Genomic DNA, 22,817 nt, shown 5'->3' with positions numbered 1-22,817 from the left:
GGCCTTGCGCGTCCACGATTGCGAAAGTCCTCCATAGAACCGGCTGCTGATGCCGCCCCGGGGCCGACCGGAGCGCTCACACTATCCGGCAGGTTCTGCGGCTAGCGACGCCGGTGACAAATTCCGTACGGCCAGAAACGGTCAATTCGCCGCATTCCCAGCGTCATTCGTTCGCGCAGATGTCCAGGTCCGCCGTCGTCCCACGGTACGACCCGTCCCCCTTCTCCTTTCCGTCCTCCTTCTCCGCATCCCCGTCCTTCACATGCACCGGGCGGTCCTCCCGAAGCTTGGTGAAGAGCTTCTCGGCGTCGGGCTGCACCAGCTCGTCACGGTTGATGTCCAGTTCGTACGACTGTCTGGGCACCGTGAGAAAACGTATGTGGTCCTCCGAGATATCCCGCACGCTCCGCGCCAGTTCGTACAGTTCGGAGAGGGAATCAAGGCCGGAATCCGCGGTCAATGAGGAGGTCGCCGCATCCAGTACGGGATAGGCCCGGGTCGGGTTCAACAGGACGCCGTTGCTGCGCACCTTCTTCACCAGAGATCCCATGAATCGTTGCTGCCGGTCGATGCGCTGCGTATCGCTTCCGTTGCCCAGGCCGTGCCGCGCCCGGACATATCCGAGCGCGTCCTCGCCGTCCAGTGCCTGCCGCCCGGCCGGCAGATCGAGCTTCGCCTCCCGGTCGTGCACCGGCTCGGCCAGGCAGACCTCGACTCCGCCCACCGCGTCCACCAGCTTCTTGAAGCCGCTGAAGTCCACGACCAGATGGTGGTCGACGCGGATGTCCGTCATCTTCTCCACCGTACGGATGGCGCAGGCCGCACCGCCCGTCTGGAACGCCCAGTTGAACTGTGCGAACTGCGCGCGGCTCCGCGAACCGTCCGGCTTTTGGCAGTCCGGAATGTCCACCATCAGATCGCGCGGTATCGACATCCCCGTCGCGCTGCGCCCGTCGGCCGCCAGATGCAGCAGGATCGCCGTGTCCGAGCGCTGGCTGCCCTCGTCGCGGCCGTAGGCGCCGTTCCCGTTGCCGCGGTTGTCCGAGCCGAGTACGAGAATGTTGCGCGCCTCACCCGCCGCCCGCACCGGAGTGGGGCGCTCCTTCTCGTACGGCGCCAGCGCCTGCGCCGTGTCCGAGTCGGTGCGGATGTTGCCGTCCAGCTTCCGGTACAGGGACCAGCCGGTGGCCGCGACCGCCAGTACGAGCACCGAGGCGACGAGCGCACCCCAGCGCAGCCAGCGGCGCCCACGGGGGCGGGCGGAAGCCGCGCTCGACGCGTCGGAATCGGCTTCGATGGTGCCCGGATCGGTCACGACTGTTCATCCCTCGAGTGGCGGCGGTGCCGGAGCGCACGGAGTACTGGGCGTACACACGTACGGGCGCGCCGGTCACGAAGACAGACGCCTGAACCACTCGCAAGGTTGTACGGACCACCGGCCCGCTGGTACGGGCACCCACTCGGTCACCCGGCGGTGTGCGTCACCCGCTCGTTCTCCTTGCGCTGCGCGAGAGAGGCGGCGTCCAGTCGCTCCAGCCGCGGCGCGAGCACCACAGAACCGCCCGCCGCCAGCGGCGCCAGCAGCCCCGCGCTGATGCCGTCCCAGCCGTCGTACGGCAGCGCGGACAGCAGTCGCCCGCCGGGTCCCAGCCCGCGCGCCGCGGCATCCGCGCGCGCCCACTCCACCACCTGCGCACCCGTCAGCTCGCCGCCCTCCGGCAGCGCCAGCGCGGGCGCGTCCGGGTCGACAGGGACGTACGGGGCGAACTGGTCGCCTTGGCCCGGCACCTCGACCGCGTAGTCCACGAACCCCTCCGGCGGCTGCGGGAACCGCCCGCCCATCGGTCGCAGGCTGAGCGCCACCCGCTCGCCGGAGCAAGCGCGGGCCGCCTCCAGCGTGTCCGGTCCGCTCACCGCCAGATCGGCGCGGGCCGCGTCACCGCCCAGTTCGGCGACGACGCCCACCGAGGAGCAGGCCAGCAGCCACACGGCGGTCTGCCAGTGCGCGGGCAGCAGCAGCGCGAGCCGGTCGCCTGGCTCGGCCGAGAGCTCGTCCTGAAGGAGGTTCGCGGTCTTCGACACCCAGTTGGCGAAGGTCGCCACGGAGAGCTCGACGCGTTCGCCCGTGGCGTCGTCGTAGTAGGTCACCAGGGGACGTGACGGGTCGTCGGACAGTGCGGTCCGCAGCAGGTCGGCGGGGGTCCGGTCGGAGTCGTTCATTCGCGCAAGCGTACGCGGGCGCCCAGCTGGCGGTGCGTCAATAGACAGGAATGATCACATATGTCCATGATCATGGGTATGCGTGCGAATCTCGCTCAATCGATCGGTGTCGCGAGTGCGGCTGCCCTGCTGCTGCCGCTCGTTCCCCTCGCCCCTCTCGCCACGGCAGCCGCGCTGTCCCCCTCCGCGGCCTCCCCGTCGACCTCCACCTCCCCCTCCTCGTCCGGGGTACCGGGCCACACCCAGTCGCTCTCCTTCGGTGAGCCGGCCGCGGGGACGCCGGGGGCCCGTGCTCCCGGCGAGACGGGCTCAGCGGTACGGCTCGGGGCCCGTACGGTGCGTCCGTACTCCCTCCTCGGTGTCGTCTGGGACCGCGCGGCCCAGCCGTTGCCGGGGCACGTCCAGGTCCGCACCCGCGATGCGGACAGCGGCCGTTGGTCGGACTGGCAGCAACTGGACGTCCACGCCAGCGGCGTACAGCGCGCCGAGGGCAGAGACGCCCGGGGCGCGACGGCCCCGCTGTGGGTCGGGCGCTCCGACGGGGTCGAGGCCCGGATCCTGCCGGACCGGAACACCCACCAGCCGCTGCCGGAAGGGCTCCGCCTGGAACTGGTCGACCCAGGCCCGAGCAAGGCCCCCGCCACGGGCGAGGCCCCCGCTCCGGACAAGGCACCCGGCACAGCGGACGTGCCCGCGGGAGGGGAGCGGGACAACGCGGCCGGTACTGCCCCCGAGGGAGCCGGAACCGACACCGGAACCGACACCGGAGCCGACACGGGAACAGAAACCGGAACGGGAACTGGAACCGGAACCGGGGCCGGAGAAACCGGGACCGGAGCCGAAACGGGGACCGAACCCGGGACCGGAACCGGTGCCGAACCCGGCACCGAACCCGGCACCGGCACCGAACCCGGGTCGGAAGCGGGCACCGGACCCGGAACCGGAACTGGCTCCGCGAGTGCCCAGGTCGCGAGCGGCGCCGTGCTGCCCGAGCTCTCCAAGGAGGCGACCCAGGCCCAGTACCCAACCCTTGAGGCGCGCGTCGGACCCCGCCCGCGCATCGTCACCCGCAAGGGCTGGGGAGCGGATGAGAAGCTCCGCGAAGCCGGATACGCGTACACCAAGACGGTGAAGGCCGCCTTCGTGCACCACACCGCCATGACGAACAGCTACGCGTGCTCTCAGGCGCCCTCCATCATTCGCGCGATGTACCGATACCACGTCAAGAGCAGCAAGTGGCGGGACATCGGCTACAACTTCCTCGTCGACAAGTGCGGCACCATCTACGAAGGCCGGGCCGGCGGCGTGGCCAAACCCGTGATGGGGGCCCACACATACGGGTTCAACACCAACAGCACAGGCATCGCCGTCCTCGGCTCCTACGACAAGAAGAAGCCCTCCAAGCGCACCGTCAAAGCCATCGCCCGGCTCAGCGCCTGGAAGCTGGGCCTCTTCGGCGTCAGGGCGGGCGAGAAGACCTGGCTCAAATCCGGCGGCGGCAACAAGTTCAAGAAGGGAAGCAGGATCAGGTTCCACGCGGTCTCCGGGCACAAGGACGGGTATGTCACCGAGTGCCCCGGCGCCCGCCTCTACGGCAAGCTCGGTGCGATCCGCACCGCGGCGGCCCGCCTGCAAGGCCGCTGAGCCATCCGCCCGCCCACCTGCTCGGCCCGGCTCGGCAGCCGGGCCGGTGAACCGCCGAGCCGCCGACGGCGTCTGCCGGGGACAGGCGAACGGGGGCGCTCATGCGTTCGTACGTGTCTGCATACACTGTCCGCCGGCCATCCGAAGGGCGGTCGGCGGACCCCGGCAGGAAGCAGAGACAACAGGTGACAGAAGCGATCCTTCTGGTCGGGGGCAAGGGCACCCGGCTGCGTCCGCTCACGGTGAACACCCCCAAGCCCATGGTCCCCGCCGCGGGCGTGCCCTTCCTCAGCCACCAACTGGCCCGGGCCCGCGCCGCGGGCGTCGACCATGTGGTGATGGCCACCTCCTACCTCGCCGAGGTCTTCGAGCCGTACTTCGGTGACGGGTCCCAGTTGGGACTGCACCTGGAGTACGTCACCGAGGAGGAGCCGCTCGGCACGGGCGGAGCCATCCGGAATGTCGCGTCCCGGCTCTACTCCCGCCCCGACGAGCCGGTGCTCGTCTTCAACGGCGACATCCTCTCCGGCCTCGACATCCGGGCCCTGGTCGACCAGCACACCCGGGCCGGCGCGGACGTGTCGCTGCATCTGACGCGGGTGACCGACCCGCGCGCGTTCGGGCTCGTCCCCACGGACAGCACCGGCCGCGTGACGGCGTTCCTGGAGAAGCCGCAGACGCCGGAGGAGATCGTCACCGACCAGATCAACGCCGGCGCCTATGTCTTCACCCGTTCCGTCATCGACACCATCCCCGCCGGGCGGCCCGTCTCCGTCGAGCGGGAGACCTTCCCCGGGCTGCTCGCGGCCGGGGCGAAGCTGCACGGAATGGTCGACTCCACCTACTGGCTCGACCTGGGCACCCCCGAGTCGTTCGTACGCGGCTCCGCCGACCTCGTACTGGGCCGCGCACCCTCGCCCGCCGTACCCGGCAGATGCGGGGAGCGGCTGATACTGGGCAGCGCGGCGGTGGCGGGGGACGCGAAGCTCACCGGTGGAACCGTCGCCGGGGAAAGAGCCGAGGTCGGAGCAGGTGCCCGGATCGACGGCAGCGCACTGCTGGACGGTGCGGTAGTGGCACCCGGAGCGCGGATCAGGGACTCGCTGATCGGCGCCGGCGCACACATCGGCGCCGACACCGTGCTGGACGGAGCCGTCATCGGCGACGGGGCCGTCATCGGCGAGGGCAACGAACTGCGCGGCGGCATCCGCGTCTGGTGCGACGCGCGCATACCGGCCGGCGCGGTGCGCTTCTCCTCGGACCAGTAGCCACCCGGCAGCGGCGCAGCGGCGCAGCGGCGCAGCGGCGCAGCGGCGCAGCGGCGCAGCGGGGCAGCCGGGCGGCCGGGCTGTCGGTGCGGGCCCGTACGCTTGCTGCCCGTGTCGCCACTCACCCGCACCTGGACCCCGCCGGGCCCGTACGACCTGCACGGCAGTCTGCGCGTGCTGCGCCGTGGACCGTACGACCCGACGTACCGCACCGAGGGCGGCACGATCTGGCGCGGCACCCGCACCCCGGACGGCCCGGCGACGCTCCGCGTGTGCGTCAGGCGGGGCGGTACGGACGGTGTGGTCAGCGCTCAGGCGTGGGGGCCGGGGGCGGGGTGGCTGCTGGACGGGCTGCCCGCGCTGCTCGGTGCCGAGGACGACCCGGACGCCTTCGTCCCGCACCACGCCATCACCCACGAGGCGCACCGCCGTAACCCCGGGCTGCGGCTCATCCGTACGCGACGGGTGCTGGAGGCGCTGATCCCCACCGTCCTGGAGCAGAAGATCACCACGGAGGAGGCGTACCGCGCCTGGCTGTTGCTCGTCCGCCGGTTCGGCCAGCGCGCCCCGGGACCGCACCCGAACCTCTGGGTGATGCCGCATCCTCGCGACTGGCTGCGCATCCCCTCCTGGGAGTGGCACCGCGCCGGTGTCGACCAGAAGCGCTCCGCCGCCATCCTGCGCGCCCTCCAGCGGGCGAGCCGGATGGAGGAGGCCGCACACATGGAGCTGGACGCCGCGCTGGCCCGCCTCCAGGCCATCCCCGGAATCGGTCCCTGGACGGCGGCGGAGGTGCTGCAACGCTCGAACGGGGAGCCGGACGCCATCACGGTCGGCGATCTGCATCTGCCGCGCCTGATCGGCTACGCGCTCACCGGCGCCCGGGGCACCGACGACGACGGCATGCTGGAACTGCTGGCCCCCTACGCGGGGCAGCGGCACCGGGCCGGCCGCCTCATCCTGCTGGGCGGTCCGCGCATGCCACGCCGTCAGCCCCGCTTCCCGGTGGGGAACATAGCGCCGCTGTAAGGCTGCGGGAGCGCCGCGCCGTGAAGGCATCGGGAGCGGCGCGCCGCAAGACCTCGGAGCGGCGTGCCGTAAGACCTCGGGAGCGCCGCCTCACCGCTCCACGATGAAGTCCGCCGCCGAGCGCGCCGGGCGCTCCCGGGGCGGAGCCGCCGGGTGGCCGATGGCGACGGCGCCCATCGGGTCCCAGTCATCGGGCAGTTCGAGCACCTCGCGCACCACATCGCGGCAGAACATCGTGGAGGAGATCCAGGCAGACCCCAGCCGTTCCCCGGCCAGCGCGACGAGGAAGTTCTGGATGCCCGCGCCGGTCGCCACCACGAACATCTCCCGCTCGGCGGCGTTCCTGCGGTCGTCCGGATAGGTGTGCGAGCCGTCCATCACCAGGCAGGGCACGGCCAGACAGGGCGCGTTGCGCAGCACATCGCCACGCCTGACGCGTTTGGCGATGCTCTGTTCACTTTTTCCGTCGCCCCGCAGATCGGTGATCCATGCGTCCCGCATGGCGTCCAGCAGCCGGGTGCTGGACTCGGCGCTCTCCAGCAGCACGAACCGCCACGGCGTGGTGTGGTGCGGCGCCGGTGCGGTCACGGCGGCGGCGACCGCGCGCCGTACGGCCTGTCCGTCGACCGGCTCCGCGGTGAACTCCCGCACGGTCCTGCGCAGCGTCACCGCCTCCCGTACGGCTTCCGAAGTGCCCAGCCGGAACATGTCGTTGGCGGCCTCGCGCACCAGCGCCCGCGCCGTCTCCCTGGCACCGTCGCCGCCCCGCTCGTCCGCGGGCAGCACATGCTGCGCCAGTCCGCGCACTACTGCGACGGGCAGCCCGCTCGCCTTGCCCTTGACCAGTTCGCCCGCCGCCGCCAGTTCGTCGCCGACGGCGGTGACGGTCACCCCCAGCGGGTTGCCGTACATGTCGACGCTGCCGCGCAGATCGTCCAGGACCCGCACCCCGGCGGCGCCGATCGCCACATCGGTCTGCCCCTCGCGCCAGGGCCGTCCGAAGGTGTCGGTGACGACGACGCCGACGGTGACGCCGAGCGCGTCCCGCACTCCGTCCCGCACCTGCCGCGCGGTGGAGTCCGGGTCCTCGGGCAGCAGCAGCACGGTGCCCTTGGGCGTGTTGGAGGCGTCGACCCCGGCGGCCGCCATCACGAAGCCGTGCCGGGACTCCACGATACGGGCCGGGCCGCGCCGCGCGACGACGCGTACCGTCTCGGCGTCGATGGCGGCCTCGCGGTCGTCGGCCTGCACGATGCGGCCCTCGGCCTTGCTCACGATCTTCGAGGTGACGACGAGCACGTCGCCGTCCACCAGCCCCCGCCCGCCCGGAGCGGCGGCGGCGTCCACGATGAGCTCCACCAGGTCGTCACCGGGGCGCACCTCCGGAATGCCGGGCAGCGCCCACACCTCGTACGAGGTGCCGGGAACGCTCCCGCCGACGCCCGCCTCTTCCGTCGTCTCAGCGGCCTCGGCGGCGTCCGCCGTCTGAGTGGTCACCGCCGCGGTCATGCCCGTACCTCCTCGGCGAGCTCCAGCGCCTGCCGCGCCATCACAGCCGTGGCCTGTTCGTCGCGCATCAGCAGCGGAACGGCACGGCAGCGGATGCCCGCGTCCTCGACGGCCTGGACCGCACCGGCGTCCACCGTGTCCACGAGCCAGCCGTCCAGCAGCCCCGAGCCGTAGTGCGCCGCGACGGCCGCCGCGGTGGTCTCCACCCCGACAGCCGCCAGCACCTTGTCCGCCATGCCGCGCACCGGCGCGTTCCCCACGATGGGCGAGAGCCCGACGACGGGAACGCCCGCGTCGGCGATGGCCTCCCGGATGCCGGGTACGGCCAGGATCGTGCCGACGCTGACGACCGGGTTGGACGGCGGGAAGATGATGGTGTCGGCCTCGGCGATGGCCTCCAGCACCCCCGGCGCGGGCTTGGCCGCGTCGGCGCCGACGGGCACCACGGCGTGTGCGTCCACGGAGGCCCGCAGCCGCACCCAGTACTCCTGGAAGTGCACCGCCTTGCGGCCGCCGCTGCCACCCTCAGTGCCCTCGCCGCCGTCCGCGTCCGGGTCGTCGATCAGCACATGCGTCTCGACCCGGTCGTCCGTCATCGGCAGCAGCCGCACCCCGGGCTGCCAGCGTGCGCACAGTGCCTCGGTGACGGCGCTGAGCGGATACCCCGCGGAGATCATCTGGGTGCGGACGATGTGCGTGGCGAAGTCCCGGTCGCCCAGCCCGAACCACTCGGGGCCCACGCCGTAGGCGGCCAGTTCCTCCTTGACCGTGAAGGTCTCCTCGGCCCGGCCCCAGCCCTGTTCCTCGTGGATGCCCCCGCCCAGGGTGTACATCACGGTGTCGAGGTCGGGACAGACCTTCAGGCCGAACAGATGAATGTCGTCACCGGTGTTGCCGACGACGGTGATCTCCGCGTCGGGCACCGCGGACCTGAGCCCGCGCAGAAAGCGGGCACCGCCGATGCCCCCGGCCAGAACCACAATGCGCTGCATGGGCACAGTCTCGCAGCCCGGTGCCCGCCCCCGACATCAGGTCCGCCACGCCTCCGTCAGCATCCGCCCGCATCCGGCACCGGGACACGGCGCCAGGACGACATGGTCAGTGGGCCTGCGCCACATCCCGCGCGGCGGCGGGCCCGACGGAGCAGTGCTGCGGCATCTCGGTCAGCCCCGGGGCGTAGACGTGGACGCTCACGACCGGTTCGAGACCGTCGTTGACCACTTCGTGCACATATCCGGGTGCGAAGACGCGCACCGTTCCGGTGCCGAGCACACGTTTGCCTTGCCCGTGTTCGGTCAACTCGCCCTCAAGTACGCCGAACACGCCGAACGAGCGCCCGTGATCGTGTCGTCCACTGCCCTGCCCGGGCAGCCAGCTGAGCAGCCACACCTCGTAGCCGGGGCCTGTGCGCAGCCGGTGGTACCAGCGCAGGGTCGGGTCGTAGCGCACCAGCGGCGCCCAGCCGGCCCGGTCGGCGGCGAGCTCATGGATCAGCCCGGCGAAGTCCGCGACGGTGGCGGGATGCGCGGGGGCAGGGGGGAGAAGGTGCGGGATGGCGAGCGGGTCGCCGGCGATTTCGAGGTCGCTGTTCACGTGCGGAAGTGCCTTTGTACGAGAGCCGGCCGGTGGCCGGACGGAGGGCGGGACCGACACCGGCGGTAGGCCGGGGCCGGTGGAGATCGCGCGGGGGCGCGGCGGGGAGTGCGGTGGAGCGCGGCACGCTCAGCCGGAGCGGTTGCTCGACGGCAGCGGGGCCGGCGCTCGGCTCAGGCCGAGCCGGGCGTCAGCAACAGCGTGCGTGACAGCCGCGCGGACAGCGACAGCGGTGGGACTCCAGGACGTGAGAAGCGGCGCGGAGGCGCGCGGGCGCACCCCCGGCAGGCCGCGCGGCGAGGGCGCCACGGGCCGTACGGGTCTCAGAGGTCACTGCCATGCGCTACAGAACAGCGCCCCCGTGCCCCAGGTGTCAACCTGTTGTCGCGTTTGTGGCGAATCTTTCATTCCTTCCGGTCCCCATGGGCGGCGAAAGGTTTGTGCCGCCCCGTGCCGGAGAGGTGGCGCCCCAGCCGCCCCTGTGCGCCGTTGCACTTCCGTGATCAGAGTGTGATCAGGGCCATCCGGGCGGTGGTGCGGAACGTGATCGCAGGTCATCGCGTTCTGAATACAGGAGTCGGGCAAAACCCCCTGACTCCAAGCGCGAGTGTCATAGTTCGTAGTGATTTGAACACTTACTGCGAAGGCTTGGTTCCGCCGGGTGAATAACGGGCTCAATAGCAGATCTCGGCTTGACTGCCCCGGATCGGCACACTTGTAATTTCACTCGTGTCGTTCAAGAGGGTTCGATAACGACAGCATCACGGGGTCGAAGAGACGGATCGAGGGGCGCACATGACCGAGCTGTTCCAACAACTGCTGGTCGAAGAGGCGGACGAGGAGCTGGGCTGGCAGGAGCGCGCCTTGTGCGCTCAGACCGACCCTGAGTCGTTCTTCCCCGAGAAGGGCGGATCTACCCGCGAGGCGAAAAAAGTCTGTCTCGCGTGTGAAGTGCGTTCCGAATGCCTCGAATACGCCCTCGCGAATGACGAGCGTTTCGGTATTTGGGGCGGCCTGTCCGAACGTGAACGGCGCCGTCTGAAGAAAGCCGCTGTCTGACCCGGTTCCCCATCGGACCGTCCGACCAGCCACAGCTCAGCAGCACCCCGCAACCCGAGCCGTGCCCCTCGCACCGCTCGCCCGGGCAACCAGGAGCCCGCCCGGAACAGTTGCCACGGACCGCCGGACGCGCAAGGACGAGCCGTTAGTGTGGGGCCGTCCGCGACGCACCACCCTGGCAAGGGCGTGCGTTCACCGCTCCGATACGCGTCTTCCGGGGGCTTGCAGCCAGACCGCGGCACTGCCGCGAGGCCCCGGCACCCGGGGAGGGCCCCTACCTCGATGTCCGTGCACAGCCATATGGCGGCCCACTACGAGGCGGCCGCAGCAGGGTTGGCCCCCGTGGAGCCGCCCGAGTTCCCCCGGCACGTCGTCACCGCTGTCATCGTTGCCCACGACGGCGCACGCTGGCTTCCCGACGCGCTGAGCGGGTTGCTGGAGCAGAGCCGCCCGGTGCAGAACATCATCGCCGCGGACACCGGCAGCGCGGACAACTCCGCCCAGTTGCTGACCGACGCGCTCGGCGCCGAGCGCGTACTGCACATGGCGCGGCGCACCGGATTCGGCACCGCCGTAGAGGAGGCCGCCCGCACCGCGCGCTGGCTCACCCCCGACGACCTTCCGTATCTCAAGCGGCCCAGCGGCTGGGACCCGGTCAACCGCACCTGGCGCGACGACGCGTACGACATGCCGGAGCTGCCCTACGGCGAACCCGTGCAGTGGCTGTGGCTGCTGCACGACGACTGTGCGCCCGAGCCGGACACCCTGACGCAGCTGCTGCGTGTCGTCGACGCCGATCCGTCGGTCGCCGTCACCGGGCCCAAGCTGCGCGGCTGGTACGACCGCAGACAGCTGCTGGAAGCGGGCGTCACCATCGCCAACAGCGGGCGGCGCTGGACGGGCATCGAACGGCGCGAGCAGGACCAGGGGCAGCACGACCAGGTGCGCCCCGTGCTGGCCGTCTCCTCCGCGGGCATGCTCATCCGCCGCGATGTCTTCGACCAGCTCGGCGGATTCGACCGCCGACTGCCGCTGATGCGGGACGACGTCGACCTGTGCTGGCGCGCCCAGGCCGCGGGGCACCGGGTGCTGACCGCGCCGGACGCCGTGATGCGGCACGCCGAGGCGGCCTCGCGGGAGCGCCGCCCGGTCGACTGTGTCGGCCGCGCCAGCCGGGGCGGCGCCAGCCCGCACCGCGTCGACAAGGCGGGCGCCGTCTACACACTGCTCGCCAACATGCCCGGCGCACTGCTTCCCTGGGTACTGCTGCGCCTCGTTGTCGGCACACTGCTGCGCACTCTCGCCTATCTGGTCGGCAAGGTGCCCAGGCAAGCTCTGGACGAAATCGCCGGACTGTCCGGCACTCTGCTGCTCGGCGGGCGCATCCTGTCCGCACGCCGCAGACGGGGCAGGCCGGCAGTGACGCACAAGGAGCTGCGCCCCCTCTTCCCACCGCCCGGAGCCACCCTGCGGGCGACCCTGGAACAGGTCACCAGCAGCTTCAGCGGGCGCTCGGAGCCGGACTCCTCCGCCGGGGGCCGGCACGGTGCCGTCGAGTCGGGGCCGGGAGACGAGGACGCGGACTTCCTGGAGGTCGAACAGTTCGCGCGCTTCAGGCGGCTCGCGCAGAAGCCGGGTCCCGTCCTTTTCGCCGTACTGCTGGTTGTCTCCCTGGTGGCCTGCCGGGCACTGCTCGGCGGTGGTGCGCTCGCGGGCGGTGCGCTGCTGCCGGTGCCTGACGGGGTGTCGGATCTCTGGGCGCGCTACACGGAAGGCTGGCATCCCGTCGGCACGGGCGGCGTCCAGTCCGCGCCGCCCTATCTGGCCGTCCTCGCCACGTTCGCGACCCTGCTGTTCGGCAGTACGGGCCTGGCGCTGACGCTGCTGCTGGTGTGCTCCGTTCCGCTCGCCGGTGTCACCGCCTACTTCGCCTCCCGTCCACTGGTCGACTCCCGCCTGGTGCGCGCCTGGGGGAGCGTCGCCTACGCGTTCCTGCCCGCCGCCACCGGCGCGCTCGCCCAGGGCCATATCGGTACCGCTGTGCTCGCCGTACTGCTGCCCCTGCTGGCACGTGCCGCCGTGGCGGCGAGTGGGCTGCGCGGCAAGGGCGGCTGGCGGGCAGCATGGGCGTACGCGCTGCTGCTGACCCTCACGATGGCGTTCACCCCTGTCGTCTGGCTGCTCGCCGCTGTGCTGGCGCCGGCGGCACTCGCGGCGCGCCGGGCTGACGGTGCCTCGCTCGGTGCGCTCGCCGCCCGGCTGGCCGTCGTCCTGGTGACGCCGCTGGTGCTGCTCGCCCCCTGGTCGCTGTCGCTGTTCACCGACCCCGGGCGGTTCCTGGGCGAGGCAGGACTGGAGTACGGCACCGGCGCGGCCTCCCCCCTCGACCTGCTGACCCTCTCGCCCGGTGGCCCGGGCACCACGGACGGGCTGTTCCTCGTCGGCCTGGTGCTGGCCGGACTCGCGGCACTGCTGCGCACCGAGCGGCAGCTGGCCGTACGCGCCGCCTGGGTCGCGGCCCTGGCCGGACTGCTGGCGGCGGCACTGTCCAACAGCTCGGCCTGGGCCGGGCCCGCCACGCTCGTGTACGGGCTCGCGCTGCTGTGCGCCGCCGCGGTCGGTGCCGAGGGGGCCAAGGAGCGGGTGGCCGCACAGAGCTTCGGCTGGCGCCAGCCGGTGGCCGCCCTGATCGCCGCGGCCTGTGTGCTGGCCCCGCTGGGCGCCGCCTTCGGCTGGATGGTGCGCGGCGCCGACGGGCCCCTCTCGCGGCGCGACCCGGTGCAGGTGCCCGCTTTCGTCGCGGAGGAGAGCAGCACCAGCGACCAGGCCCGCACGCTGGTGCTCGACCGGCCGGAGGGCACCTCTGGTGTCACCTACACACTGGCGCGCGGCTCCGGCGCCCGGCTGGGCGACGCCGAGCTCACCGCCGACGGTGACGACGCGCGTCTGGACCACATCGTCTCCAGCCTCGTCGCGGGCTCCGGCGCCGACCAGACCAGCCAGCTGGGCGGTTACGCCGTGCAGTACGTCCTGCTGCGCGACGGTGCCTCGCGCGAGATGAGCCGCACCCTGGACGCCACGCCGGGGCTGACCCGGCTCAGCCAGGCGGACGGCAGCGCGCTGTGGCGCGTCGACCGGCAGGTCTCCCGCGTCTCCATCGTCCCCGGCAAGCAGGAGAACGGTTCAGCGGGCGCGGTGACAGCGCCTGTGGCCGTTCCGGCCGGGCCCGTCGAGTCGCACGCGACGCTGCCGTCCGGGCCCTCGGGGCGGGTGCTGCGGCTCGCGGACCGTGCCGACAGCGGCTGGCAGGCCACACTCGACGGCAGCCCGCTCGACAGCGTCACGGTCGACGGCTGGGCCCAGGGCTTCGAACTGCCCGCCGAGGGCGGCAAGCTGGAGCTGCGTCACGAAACCCCGCTCACGCACACGGCCTGGGTCTGGACGCAGGGCTTCCTGCTGCTCGTCGTCCTCGTTCTCGCGCTGCCGGGCCGCCGGCGCCACGTGGACGACGACCTGCCGGACGCCCCGCCGGTGCCGGAGCCGTCCGCCGCGGGGGAGGGCCGCAGGGCGCGCAGGCTCCGCGCCGCCGCCGAGGCCCAGACACCGCCCGCACCGCACGACCTGCCGCCCACGCCGCAGGCTCCGCCGCCCGTGCCCGAACAGCCGGCGTACGACCCGTACGGTCAGCAGCAGCCCTATGTGCCGCAGCAGCCCCCGTACGCCGACCAGGCGGGTTACGGGCAGCCCGCCCCGGCCGCCCCGTACGAGCAGCCCTCCCACGACGCCTACGGCGCGCCCTCCTACGGCCAGGTCCCGCAGCAGCCGTACGAGCAGCAGCCGTATGAGCAACAGCAGTCGTACGAACAGCAGCAGCCCTACGAGCAGCCGTCCTACGACCAGCAGCCGGGGTACGACGCGTATCAGCAGCCCGCCTCCTACGAGGACTGGCAGGCGCAGCAGTACGCGGCTCAGCAGCCCGCCGATCCCTACGGCTACCAGCAGGGCTACGACAGCAGGTACGGCAACGGCAACGGGAGCGAGCAGCAGTGAACCGCACAGTCCTCAGCTTCGGAGCCGTCGCCGTCGCGCTCGCCGCGGTGACCGGAGTTGCCGCGCTCTCCGCGCCGGACGAGGCGGCACAGGGCGGCGAGAGCGCCAAGGCGGCCGCTCACAAGCCCGTGGAGCGCTCCACTCTGGTCTGCCCGCAGCCGAGCGCCTCCGACGTCGCGGAGACCTCCTACCAGGCGTTCACACCCAAGGGCACTTCCGGCAAGAAGGGCAGCGCGGCCCTGTACCCCGCCGAACTCGCCGAGACCGACACCCCGCAGAGCCCGGCCGACGGAAAGGACGGGAAGAACGGCGAGAAGAACGAGAAGGACGAGGACAACAAGGGCGACAAGGACAAAGAGGACGCCGGGCAGCAGGGCCGGGGCGGCGAGACAGCCGACAAGGGAAGCGGAAAACCCTTCCTCCCCCTCAGCAGCCCCGGCACGCCCGTGACCGCCGATACGGACGACCCGAAGGCGCCCGCACTGACCGGCACGGCCGATGGTCCGTTCGCCCCCGGCTGGACGGTGCAGCAGACGACGAGTATCGCCGCCGGCGCGGGACGCGGTCTCCAGGGCACGTCCTGCTCGGTGCCCGATACGTCGTTCTGGTTCCCCGCTGTCAGCACGGCAGAGGACCGGCAGGACTACGTCCACCTCACCAACCCGGACAGCAGCAGTGCGGTCGTCGACCTGGAGCTGTACGGCAAGAAGGGCAAGGAGAGGGCGAGCCAGGGGGCCGGTGAGGCCATCACCGTTCCGCCGCACTCCACCGTCCCCGTACTGCTGTCCACCCTCACTGCCGAACCGGTCACCAATGTGACGCTGCACGTGACCGCACGGTCCGGCCGGGTGGGTGCGCAAGTGCAGGCCTCGGACCGGAAATTGGGCGGCGACTGGCTGCCGCCCGCCACCGACCCGAGCTCTCGCCTGGTGCTGCCCGGTATCCCGAAGGACGCCGCCTCGGTCCGCTTGTCGGTCTTCGCACCCGGGGGCGAGGACGCCGACCTCAAGGTGAAGCTCGCGGGCCGCTCCGGGCTGATCAGCCCCGCCGGGTACGAGACCCTGCATGTGAAGGCGGGCATGGTCACCACCGTCGATCTCAAGGACCTCACCAAGGGCGAGGCCGGTTCACTGGTGCTCTCCCCCACGGAGGACGGCGAGGACGCTCCCGGCGTGGTGGCTGCTGCGCGGGTCCTCCGCGGCAAGGGCGGCAAGCAGGAGACGGCGTTCATCCCCGCGACGGCACCGGTGCAAAAGCGCGCCACCGCCGCCGGTACCAGCGCGACCGGTGCCACCCTGGCGCTGACCGCGCCGGAGGCCGGGGCGAGGGTGCGGGTGACCGCGTCGCCCGGCAGCGGCGGCAGTCCCAAGAGCACCACTGTCACGGTCAAGGGCCACACCACCAAGGCCTTCACCCCGCCCCGGCCCACCGGCGCCAAGGGCACCTGTGCCGTGACCGTGGAGCGCCTCTCCGGCGGCCCGTTGTACGCCTCCCGCACCCTGGAGCGCGAACAGTCCGGCCTTCCGGCCTTCACCGTCCAGACGCTCCCCGACGACCGGAGCACGGTGGCGGTCCCGGAGTCGGCCCAGGACCTGTCGGTGCTGAACGACGACAAGTGAGCCGCTGCGCCGACGACAGGTGAGCCGCTGCGCCTTGGGGCGGCCTCTTGCGAGCGGTGCGCTCGCGCCTCTACTGCGCCGGGCCACCGGGCCGCGGACGAAGGACGCCCACGCCGCGGTGCGGGATACGGCCGTGCGGAGCGGATACGGCCGGCGCGCGGGCTCAGTCCTGTCCGTACCGGGGGTCGACCGACTCGGGTGCGAGGCCCAGCAGTTCGGCCACCTGTTCCACGACGACCTCGTGCACGAGGAGGGCGCGCTCGTCCCTGGTCCGGCTGCGGATCTCCACCGGGCGCCGGAAGACGATCACGCGGTCCGGACGCTCGCCGCCGCCCTGTGTGACGCGGCCGAGCGGCACGGCGTCGTCGCCCTCGCGCACCTCGCCGTTGTCGGACCGCGGCACTTCCTGGACGGCGAACTCGACGCCGGCCAGCTGCGGCCAGTGCCTCTCCAGCCGGGTCACCGAGTCGCGCACCAGATCGTCGAACGCCTCCGCCCGGCTGATGGCGAGCGGCACTTGGGGAGGGGCGATGGGGCCGCGCATGCCACGGCCGTGGCGGTCTCGGCGGCGCGGCCGGGATTCGGCCCGGCGCGGCGGTACGGGGCTGTCCATCACCTCTGAGCCTAGCCCGCCGCTGGTCCGGTGCGAGGCACGACGGGCGGCTGCCGAGCATCTCCCGCATATCAGCGCATGAAGACTCTTCGCCCTTTCTGTCGCTTTGATCGCCCTTCTGGACGGAACGAGGCATGGGAAATGACCGCAATCAGACGAATGGCGAGCGCTTCGCGGAATGATCGTGTCCGCGGGCCGTCGGCCAGGGGGCGCTCACCCGGTCGCCGTGCACGCCTTTCAGCAGATCAGGCGTTTCCGGCGAACGCGGACGACACGGCAGGGTGACGTCATGGAGAGTCGTCGCAGCCCGCTCAAGAGTGCGGTACGGTCCAACGTCGTGAGCCCTGTACGTCGCTGTTCGCGCACCGCTTGCGGTCGTCCCGCCGTCGCGACGCTGACGTACGTCTACGCGGACTCCACCGCCGTCCTGGGCCCCCTCGCCACCTATGCCGAGCCGCACTGCTACGACCTGTGCGCGGAGCACTCCGAACGGCTCACGGCACCCCGCGGCTGGGAGGTGGTCAGGCTCGCCGTCGACACGGCGGCGGCCCGCCCCAGCAGCGACGACCTGGAAGCCCTCGCCAACGCCGTGCGGGAAGCGGCCAGGACGCCGCGCCCCGAGCCGCCGGAGCCCGCCCCCAAGGACCGGCTCAGCGGCCCGGACGGACGCGATGCCGATCCCATGGAGGTCGCCCGGCGCGGCCATCTGAGGGTCCTGCGGTCCCCGGAGCCGTAGCGCACCGTGCTGCCTCGCGGCAGCCCTCACCCGCGCGGGTAGATTTGGCCCCGTTGCCGACCGACGACCCCAGGAGAGGCTGGCCGTGGCTGATCTGTCTCAGCTCGTGAAGGCGTACGACGTGCGCGGTGTGGTGCCGGACCAGTGGGACGAGACGACAGCGGAGCTCTTCGGCGCCGCGTTCGTCCGCGTCACCGAGGCCTCCGCCATCGTCGTCGGACACGACATGCGGCCCTCCTCGCCCGGCCTGGTACGGGCCTTCGGGCAGGGCGCGGCCGGACAGGGCGCCGACGTCACCGAGATCGGCCTGTGCTCCACCGACGAGCTCTACTTCGCCAGCGGTAAACTCGCCCTGCCTGGCGCGATGTTCACCGCGAGCCACAACCCCGCCCAGTACAACGGCATCAAGATGTGCCGAGCCGGTGCGAGCCCGGTGGGCGAGGACACCGGACTGGCCGAGATCCGCTCCCTGGTCGAGCAGTGGTCCGACGCGGGCGGCGCGCCCGCCTCCGACAAGCCCCAAGGCACCGTCACCGAGCGGGACATGCTGGAGGACTACGCGGCGCATCTGCACTCCCTGGTCGACCTGGCGGACATCCGCACCCTCAAGGTCGTGGTCGACGCGGGCAACGGGATGGGCGGCCTCACCGTCCCCTTCGTACTGGCCGGACTGCCGGTCGAACTCCATGAGATGTACTTCGAGCTGGACGGCACGTTCCCCAACCACGAGGCCAACCCGCTCGATCCGAAGAACCTGGTCGACCTCCAGCGCCGGGTGCGCGAGGTCGGCGCCGACATCGGACTGGCCTTCGACGGCGACGCCGACCGCTGCTTCGTGGTGGACGAGAACGGCGACCCGGTCTCCCCGTCGGCGATCACCGCGCTCGTCGCCTCCCGCGAGCTGGCCAAGGAGCCCGGCTCCACCGTGATCCACAACCTCATCACCTCCTGGTCCGTCCCCGAGGTCATCAGGGAAAGCGGCGGAATGCCCGTCCGCACCCGGGTCGGCCACTCCTTCATCAAGCAGGAGATGGCCAGGACAGGCGCGATCTTCGGCGGCGAGCACTCGGCGCACTACTACTTCCGCGACTTCTGGAACGCCGACACCGGCATGCTCGCCGCCCTGCACGTACTGGCCGCGCTGGGGCGGCAGGACGGCACGCTCTCCCGGCTCGTCGCCCGCTACGACCGCTACGCCTCCTCCGGCGAGATCAACAGCACCGTCCAGGACCAGTTCAACCGCACAGCAGCCGTCAAGGCGGCCTTCGCGGGACGCGAGGGCGTCACACTGGACGAACTGGACGGACTCACCGTCACCGGCGTCAACTGGTGGTTCAACCTCCGCCCCTCCAACACCGAACCGCTGCTGCGGCTGAACGTGGAGGCCCGCGACGCCGCAACTGTCGAGCGCATCCGCGACGAGGTGCTGGCCATCGTCCGGGCGGAGGGCGAGCCCACCTCAGCGGTCTGACAGCCGCCCCGGTACCGTCGGCCGCCCCCGGCGGTACCCTGACCGCACAAGCCAGCACACAGCTGCACAGTCAGCACACAGCTGCCGCGCACCGCACCTGGAGGAACACATGCCGCTCGAAGCCGGACTCCTTGAGATCCTCGCCTGTCCGGCGTGCCACGCGCCGCTGCGCGAGGAGGGCGACGAACTGCTGTGCACCGGCGGCGCGGAGTGCGGACTGGTGTATCCGGTGCGCGACGGCATCCCGGTGCTCCTGGTGGACGAGGCCCGCCGCCCCGCCTAGTCGGCGCCAGCTGTCATCCGGCACTCCTGCCGGGACCGCACAGCACGCGCCCGTACGCGCAGCACCGGAAGCCGATCGGAGGCCACGGAAGATGCTCGACGAGACGCTCCTCGATGCCCCCGAGGCTCTGGCCCGAGCCGACGTACGCGGACTGCTGCGCGGCGCCGCACAGGCCGGAGCACGTGTCCGCACGGGGCTGCGCCACGCCACCGAGGCGGGCCTGGACAAGCTCCAGCCTGAGGGCCGCCCCCGCGCGCTGCTGGTCGCCGGACCCGGACCCGCCACCGCGTGCGTCACCGACCTGCTCGGCGCCCTCACCAACGGCGCCGTTCCCGTCACCAGACTGCGCCCCTCCGGCGCCCACGCGGCCACCGGGGCACTGCGCTGGCCGCTGCCCGGCTGGGCCGGACCGGTGGACCTCCTGCTGCTCGTCACCCCGGACGGGACCGAGCCCGGCCTCACGGCCCTGGTCGACCAGGCGTACCGCCGCGGCTGCACCGTCGTCGCCGTCACGCCGGAGGGTGCGCCGCTGGCCGACGCGCTCGGCGAGACCCGCGGCCTCGCGGTGCCGCTGGCGCCGGGCCCGTACGACATCTACCCCTCGCCGGATGTCCCCGAGCACCCTCTGGACGCGGGCGTACCTGCCGGACCGGACGGCGGGAACGGCCGGAACGGCGGGACGGGTCCGAACGCCGGGCCCGGGGCCGGTCCGGACGGCGAGGAGTCCGGCCCGGGGTCTCGACAGGCCCTCGCGACGCAGGCCGGACAGCCCATCGGCGCACCCGGCACGTTCTGGGCGCTGCTCACCCCGCTGTTGCTCCTGACCGACCGGCTCGGCCTCACCCAGACCGGCCCTTCAGCCCTCACCGCACTCGCCGACCGGCTGGACGAGATCGCCGAACGCTGCGGCCCCGCCATCGCGCCCTACAGCAACCCCGGCAAGACCCTGGCCGTCGAACTGTCGGGCGCCGTGCCGCTGCTGTGGAGCGAGGGCAGCATCGCGGGCGCCGCCGCGCGCCACTGGTCCGCCGTCCTCGCCGCGCTCTGCGGCCGGCCCGCCCTCGCGGCGGAACTGCCCGAGGCCATGACAGCGCACGGCGCGCTGCTGGCGGGTCCCTTCGCCCCGGGCTCCAACCCGGACGACTTCTTCCGCGACCGCGTCGAGGAACCGGAGACGACCCGCGCCCGCGTCGTCCTGCTGCGCGAGGCAGCACCCGGCGGCGAGTCGGCGACCGTGGCGGCCCGCGATCTGGCGTACGCGCACGAGGCAGCACTCAGCGAGCTGGAACCGGCCGAGGGCAGCAGCCCGCTGGAGGCGGCGGCCGAACTGATCGCCACCGCCGATTTCTCCGCCGTTTACCTCACGCTCGCCGACAGCGACTCCCCTTGGGCGTGACCGCGGCGCCCGACAGCCCGCAGCCCGCACGGACTTCCGCACCCCGCACGGACTCCTCTGAGCACGACAGGAACAGCACACCTTATGGACCGTCTGGAGAACACCGTCAGGCCGTACGCCTGGGGTTCCACCACCGCCATCCCGGAACTGCTCGGCGAGCAGCCCACCGGCCGGCCGCAGGCCGAACTGTGGATGGGTGCCCACCCCGGCGCACCCTCCCGCGTCGACAGGGGCACCGGACCACTCCCGCTGACCGAGGTGATCGCTGCCGGCCCGGAGCGTGAACTGGGCGTTGCAACAGTGCGCACGTACGGACGCCGGCTGCCGTTCCTGCTGAAGCTGCTCGCAGCCGCGGCTCCGCTCTCCCTCCAGGTACACCCCGACAGCACGCAGGCGGCCCAGGGTTACGCCGACGAGGAGGCACGCGGCGTCCCGCTGGACGCCTCGGAACGCAACTACAAGGACGACAACCACAAGCCCGAACTCATCTGCGCCCTCACCCCGTTCGAGGGGCTGTGCGGCTTCCGGCACCCACAGGAGGCCGCGGCGCTGCTGGAGGGCCTGGGCGTGAACGCGCTCAAGCCGTACGCCGACATCCTGCGCGCCCGCCCCGGCAGCGAGGCGCTGCGCGAGGTCCTGACGGCTCTCCTGACGGCCGAGCGGGAGGCGATGGCCGCCACGGTCGCCGAAGCCGCCGAAGCGGCCTCCGAACGCCCCGAGTACGCCGTCTACGCGGATATCGCCCACCACTACCCGGGCGACCCCGGGGTGCTCGCCGCGATGCTCCTCAACCACGTCGTGCTGCGCCCCGGTGAGGCACTGTTCCTCGCAGCGGGCGTCCCGCACGCCTACCTCAGCGGCCTCGGCGTCGAGATCATGGCCAACTCCGACAACGTGCTGCGCTGCGGTCTGACGCCCAAGCACGTGGACGTGCCCGAACTCCTGCGCATCGTCCGCTTCGAGCCGACGGAACCCGGCGTCCTGCGGCCCGAGGCGGACGACGCGGGCGGCGAGGAGGTCTACGAGACACCTGTCGGCGAATTCCGGCTCTCCCGCTTCGTCCTCGTCCCCGGCGCCGCACCGCACTCACTGCAGGCGCCTGCCGTCCAGATCCTGCTGTGCACAGCGGGAGCCGTCGTACTGCACGACGGGGACGGCGGGGAGGATCTGAGCCTCGCACCTGGACAGTCCGCATATGTTGCGGCCGGAGAGCCGGTACAGATCTCGGGTGACGGTACGCTCTTCCGCGCCACCGTGGCCGTCTGACCGGACGGCCGCACAGCAGCAGGAAGGACCCCGGACACGTGAGTGCATCAGGCGGAACAAAGGCGATTGTCGCCGCGCTGGGCGCCAACCTGGCCATCGCCGTCGCCAAGTTCGTCGCAGCGGGCTTCAGCGGCTCGGCCTCGATGCTGGCGGAAGGCGTCCACTCTGTCGCCGACTCAGGAAACCAGGCGCTGCTCCTGCTGGGCGGGAAGAAGGCCAAGAAGGAAGCCAGCGAGGAGCATCCGTTCGGCTACGGCCGCGAGCGCTACATCTACGGTTTTCTGGTCTCCATCGTCCTGTTCACCGTCGGTGGCGTCTTCGCGCTGTACGAGGGCTACGAGAAGATCGCTCACCCACACGAAGTCGAAGCCTGGTACTGGCCGGTCGGCGTACTCGTCTTCGCCATAATCGCCGAAACCTTCTCCTTCAGGACCGCCATCCAGGAGTCCAACGCGGTTCGCGGCAAGCACAGCTGGAGCCAGTTCGTCCGCCGCGCCAAGGCGCCCGAACTGCCCGTCGTCCTGCTGGAGGACCTCGGCGCGCTCGTGGGCCTCATCCTGGCTCTCGTCGGCGTCAGCCTGGCGCTCGTGACCGGCAACGGCGTCTGGGACGGCGTGGGCACCATGTGCATCGGCGCGCTGCTCGTCGTCATCGCGCTGGTGCTCGCGGTGGAGACCAAGTCGCTGCTGCTCGGCGAGTCCGCCGACCCGGCCGACCGGGACAAGATCCGCGTCGCGCTCGTCGACGGTGAGACCGTCACCAGCGTCATCCACATGCGCACACTGCACCTGGGGCCCGAAGAGCTCCTGGTGGCCGCCAAGGTGGCCGTCCAGCACGACGACACGGCCGGAAAGATCGCCCGTGCCATCGACGCCGCCGAGAACCGCGTCCGCGAAGCCGTACCGATCGCCCGGGTCATCTACCTGGAGCCGGACATCTACCGCGCCCAGGAGAGCGAGACGGAGTCCGCCTCCGAACCGTCGGGCGCGACAGGCCCGAGCGCCTGACCGCACCCCAGCGGCAACACCAGGAGGGCCCGCCCCAGGATTCGGGGCGGGCCC

18 protein-coding genes are annotated in these 22,817 nt (G+C 71.9%); 12 read left to right on the top strand and 6 right to left on the bottom strand.

Annotation, left to right across the window (positions count from 1 at the left end):
* Positions 1–163 precede the first annotated feature (163 nt).
* Both ACQEU8_RS32090 and ACQEU8_RS32085 read right to left on the bottom strand, forming a co-directional pair.
* Positions 164–1,315 carry an LCP family protein gene (locus ACQEU8_RS32090; RefSeq protein WP_433107327.1) on the bottom strand — a complete coding sequence of 384 codons (1,152 nt, stop codon included), beginning with the start codon at positions 1,313–1,315 and terminating at the stop codon, positions 164–166.
* Positions 1,316–1,464: 149 nt separating this feature from the next.
* Complete coding sequence (locus ACQEU8_RS32085) at positions 1,465–2,220, bottom strand: TIGR03089 family protein (protein WP_433107325.1); 756 nt, start codon at positions 2,218–2,220, stop codon at positions 1,465–1,467.
* Positions 2,221–2,298: 78 nt separating this feature from the next.
* Here ACQEU8_RS32085 and ACQEU8_RS32080 point away from each other — a divergent pair, with 78 nt between their 5' ends.
* The 3 genes from ACQEU8_RS32080 to ACQEU8_RS32070 all read left to right on the top strand — a co-directional run bounded on the left by ACQEU8_RS32080 (position 2,299) and on the right by ACQEU8_RS32070 (position 6,161).
* Positions 2,299–3,864 carry a peptidoglycan recognition protein family protein gene (locus ACQEU8_RS32080; protein ID WP_433107323.1) on the top strand — a complete coding sequence of 522 codons (1,566 nt, stop codon included), beginning with the start codon at positions 2,299–2,301 and terminating at the stop codon, positions 3,862–3,864.
* Between the two features lie 185 nt (positions 3,865–4,049).
* The gene (locus tag ACQEU8_RS32075; RefSeq protein WP_433107321.1) at positions 4,050–5,132 is read left to right on the top strand and encodes a sugar phosphate nucleotidyltransferase; all 1,083 of its coding nucleotides are present in this window, start codon (positions 4,050–4,052) and stop codon (positions 5,130–5,132) included.
* A gap of 111 nt (positions 5,133–5,243) precedes the next feature.
* On the top strand, positions 5,244–6,161 hold the full coding sequence (locus ACQEU8_RS32070) for a DNA-3-methyladenine glycosylase family protein (protein ID WP_433107319.1): 918 nt from the start codon (positions 5,244–5,246) through the stop codon (positions 6,159–6,161).
* Positions 6,162–6,251: 90 nt separating this feature from the next.
* Here ACQEU8_RS32070 and ACQEU8_RS32065 read toward each other — a convergent pair whose 3' ends face one another.
* From ACQEU8_RS32065 to ACQEU8_RS32055, 3 genes are all read right to left on the bottom strand, one after another.
* Positions 6,252–7,670 (bottom strand): coenzyme F420-0:L-glutamate ligase, encoded by a 1,419-nt coding sequence (locus ACQEU8_RS32065; protein ID WP_433107317.1) that lies wholly within the window; start codon positions 7,668–7,670, stop codon positions 6,252–6,254.
* Positions 7,667–8,662, bottom strand: coding sequence for a 2-phospho-L-lactate transferase (cofD, locus tag ACQEU8_RS32060; protein ID WP_433107315.1), 996 nt, complete (start codon positions 8,660–8,662; stop codon positions 7,667–7,669). The genes ACQEU8_RS32065 and cofD overlap by 4 nt, the downstream gene beginning before the upstream one ends.
* Before the next feature lie 106 nt (positions 8,663–8,768).
* Entirely contained in the window at positions 8,769–9,263 is a 495-nt protein-coding gene (locus ACQEU8_RS32055) for a cysteine dioxygenase (protein ID WP_433107313.1), read from the bottom strand.
* Between the two features lie 795 nt (positions 9,264–10,058).
* On the opposite strand from ACQEU8_RS32055, the gene ACQEU8_RS32050 reads away from it, so the two are divergent.
* From ACQEU8_RS32050 to ACQEU8_RS32040, 3 genes are all read left to right on the top strand, one after another.
* Positions 10,059–10,322: a WhiB family transcriptional regulator gene (locus ACQEU8_RS32050; protein WP_004952403.1), complete on the top strand. Its 264-nt coding sequence runs from the start codon at positions 10,059–10,061 to the stop codon at positions 10,320–10,322.
* Between the two features lie 282 nt (positions 10,323–10,604).
* On the top strand, positions 10,605–14,372 hold the full coding sequence (locus ACQEU8_RS32045) for a glycosyltransferase family 2 protein (RefSeq protein WP_433107311.1): 3,768 nt from the start codon (positions 10,605–10,607) through the stop codon (positions 14,370–14,372).
* The gene (locus ACQEU8_RS32040) at positions 14,369–15,991 is read left to right on the top strand and encodes a DUF5719 family protein (protein ID WP_433107309.1); all 1,623 of its coding nucleotides are present in this window, start codon (positions 14,369–14,371) and stop codon (positions 15,989–15,991) included. Before ACQEU8_RS32045 ends, ACQEU8_RS32040 begins: the two co-directional genes overlap by 4 nt.
* A 163-nt stretch (positions 15,992–16,154) precedes the next feature.
* Here the strand turns inward: ACQEU8_RS32040 and ACQEU8_RS32035 are convergent, their stop codons facing one another.
* Positions 16,155–16,604 carry a metallopeptidase family protein gene (locus tag ACQEU8_RS32035; protein ID WP_433107307.1) on the bottom strand — a complete coding sequence of 150 codons (450 nt, stop codon included), beginning with the start codon at positions 16,602–16,604 and terminating at the stop codon, positions 16,155–16,157.
* 289 nt (positions 16,605–16,893) lie between these two features.
* Here ACQEU8_RS32035 and ACQEU8_RS32030 point away from each other — a divergent pair, with 289 nt between their 5' ends.
* From ACQEU8_RS32030 to ACQEU8_RS32005, 6 genes are all read left to right on the top strand, one after another.
* Positions 16,894–17,340 (top strand): DUF3499 domain-containing protein, encoded by a 447-nt coding sequence (locus ACQEU8_RS32030; RefSeq protein ID WP_433107305.1) that lies wholly within the window; start codon positions 16,894–16,896, stop codon positions 17,338–17,340.
* 85 nt (positions 17,341–17,425) lie between these two features.
* Positions 17,426–18,811 (top strand): phosphomannomutase/phosphoglucomutase, encoded by a 1,386-nt coding sequence (locus ACQEU8_RS32025; protein WP_433107303.1) that lies wholly within the window; start codon positions 17,426–17,428, stop codon positions 18,809–18,811.
* 109 nt (positions 18,812–18,920) lie between these two features.
* Positions 18,921–19,094 carry a Trm112 family protein gene (locus ACQEU8_RS32020; protein WP_078514689.1) on the top strand — a complete coding sequence of 58 codons (174 nt, stop codon included), beginning with the start codon at positions 18,921–18,923 and terminating at the stop codon, positions 19,092–19,094.
* Between the two features lie 91 nt (positions 19,095–19,185).
* Positions 19,186–20,490, top strand: coding sequence for an SIS domain-containing protein (locus ACQEU8_RS32015; protein WP_433107300.1), 1,305 nt, complete (start codon positions 19,186–19,188; stop codon positions 20,488–20,490).
* Positions 20,491–20,574: 84 nt separating this feature from the next.
* On the top strand, positions 20,575–21,756 hold the full coding sequence (manA, locus tag ACQEU8_RS32010; protein WP_433107298.1) for a mannose-6-phosphate isomerase, class I: 1,182 nt from the start codon (positions 20,575–20,577) through the stop codon (positions 21,754–21,756).
* A 38-nt stretch (positions 21,757–21,794) separates the two neighbouring features.
* A complete protein-coding gene (locus ACQEU8_RS32005) occupies positions 21,795–22,763 on the top strand; it encodes a cation diffusion facilitator family transporter (RefSeq protein WP_433107296.1) in 969 nt (322 codons plus the stop codon).
* Positions 22,764–22,817: the final 54 nt, after the last annotated feature.

Source organism: Streptomyces sp. CA-250714 (assembly GCF_050936705.1).
Taxonomy (GTDB): domain Bacteria; phylum Actinomycetota; class Actinomycetes; order Streptomycetales; family Streptomycetaceae; genus Streptomyces.
The sequence above is the reverse complement of the archived record's forward strand: the minus strand, read 5'-3'. Positions and strand labels throughout refer to the sequence as shown.

Bases quoted from the DNA above. Each gene is read 5' to 3' on its own strand.
- ACQEU8_RS32020 (WP_078514689.1), top strand. From the start codon at position 18,921: ATGCCGCTCGAAGCCGGACTCCTTGAGATCCTCGCCTGTCCGGCGTGC.
- ACQEU8_RS32085 (WP_433107325.1), bottom strand. From the start codon at position 2,220: ATGAACGACTCCGACCGGACCCCCGCCGACCTGCTGCGGACCGCACTG.
- ACQEU8_RS32045 (WP_433107311.1), top strand. From the start codon at position 10,605: ATGTCCGTGCACAGCCATATGGCGGCCCACTACGAGGCGGCCGCAGCA.
- ACQEU8_RS32065 (WP_433107317.1), bottom strand. From the start codon at position 7,670: ATGACCGCGGCGGTGACCACTCAGACGGCGGACGCCGCCGAGGCCGCT.
- ACQEU8_RS32015 (WP_433107300.1), top strand. From the start codon at position 19,186: ATGCTCGACGAGACGCTCCTCGATGCCCCCGAGGCTCTGGCCCGAGCC.
- ACQEU8_RS32030 (WP_433107305.1), top strand. From the start codon at position 16,894: ATGGAGAGTCGTCGCAGCCCGCTCAAGAGTGCGGTACGGTCCAACGTC.
- ACQEU8_RS32050 (WP_004952403.1), top strand. From the start codon at position 10,059: ATGACCGAGCTGTTCCAACAACTGCTGGTCGAAGAGGCGGACGAGGAG.
- ACQEU8_RS32080 (WP_433107323.1), top strand. From the start codon at position 2,299: ATGCGTGCGAATCTCGCTCAATCGATCGGTGTCGCGAGTGCGGCTGCC.
- cofD (WP_433107315.1), bottom strand. From the start codon at position 8,662: ATGCAGCGCATTGTGGTTCTGGCCGGGGGCATCGGCGGTGCCCGCTTT.
- manA (WP_433107298.1), top strand. From the start codon at position 20,575: ATGGACCGTCTGGAGAACACCGTCAGGCCGTACGCCTGGGGTTCCACC.
- ACQEU8_RS32035 (WP_433107307.1), bottom strand. From the start codon at position 16,604: ATGGACAGCCCCGTACCGCCGCGCCGGGCCGAATCCCGGCCGCGCCGC.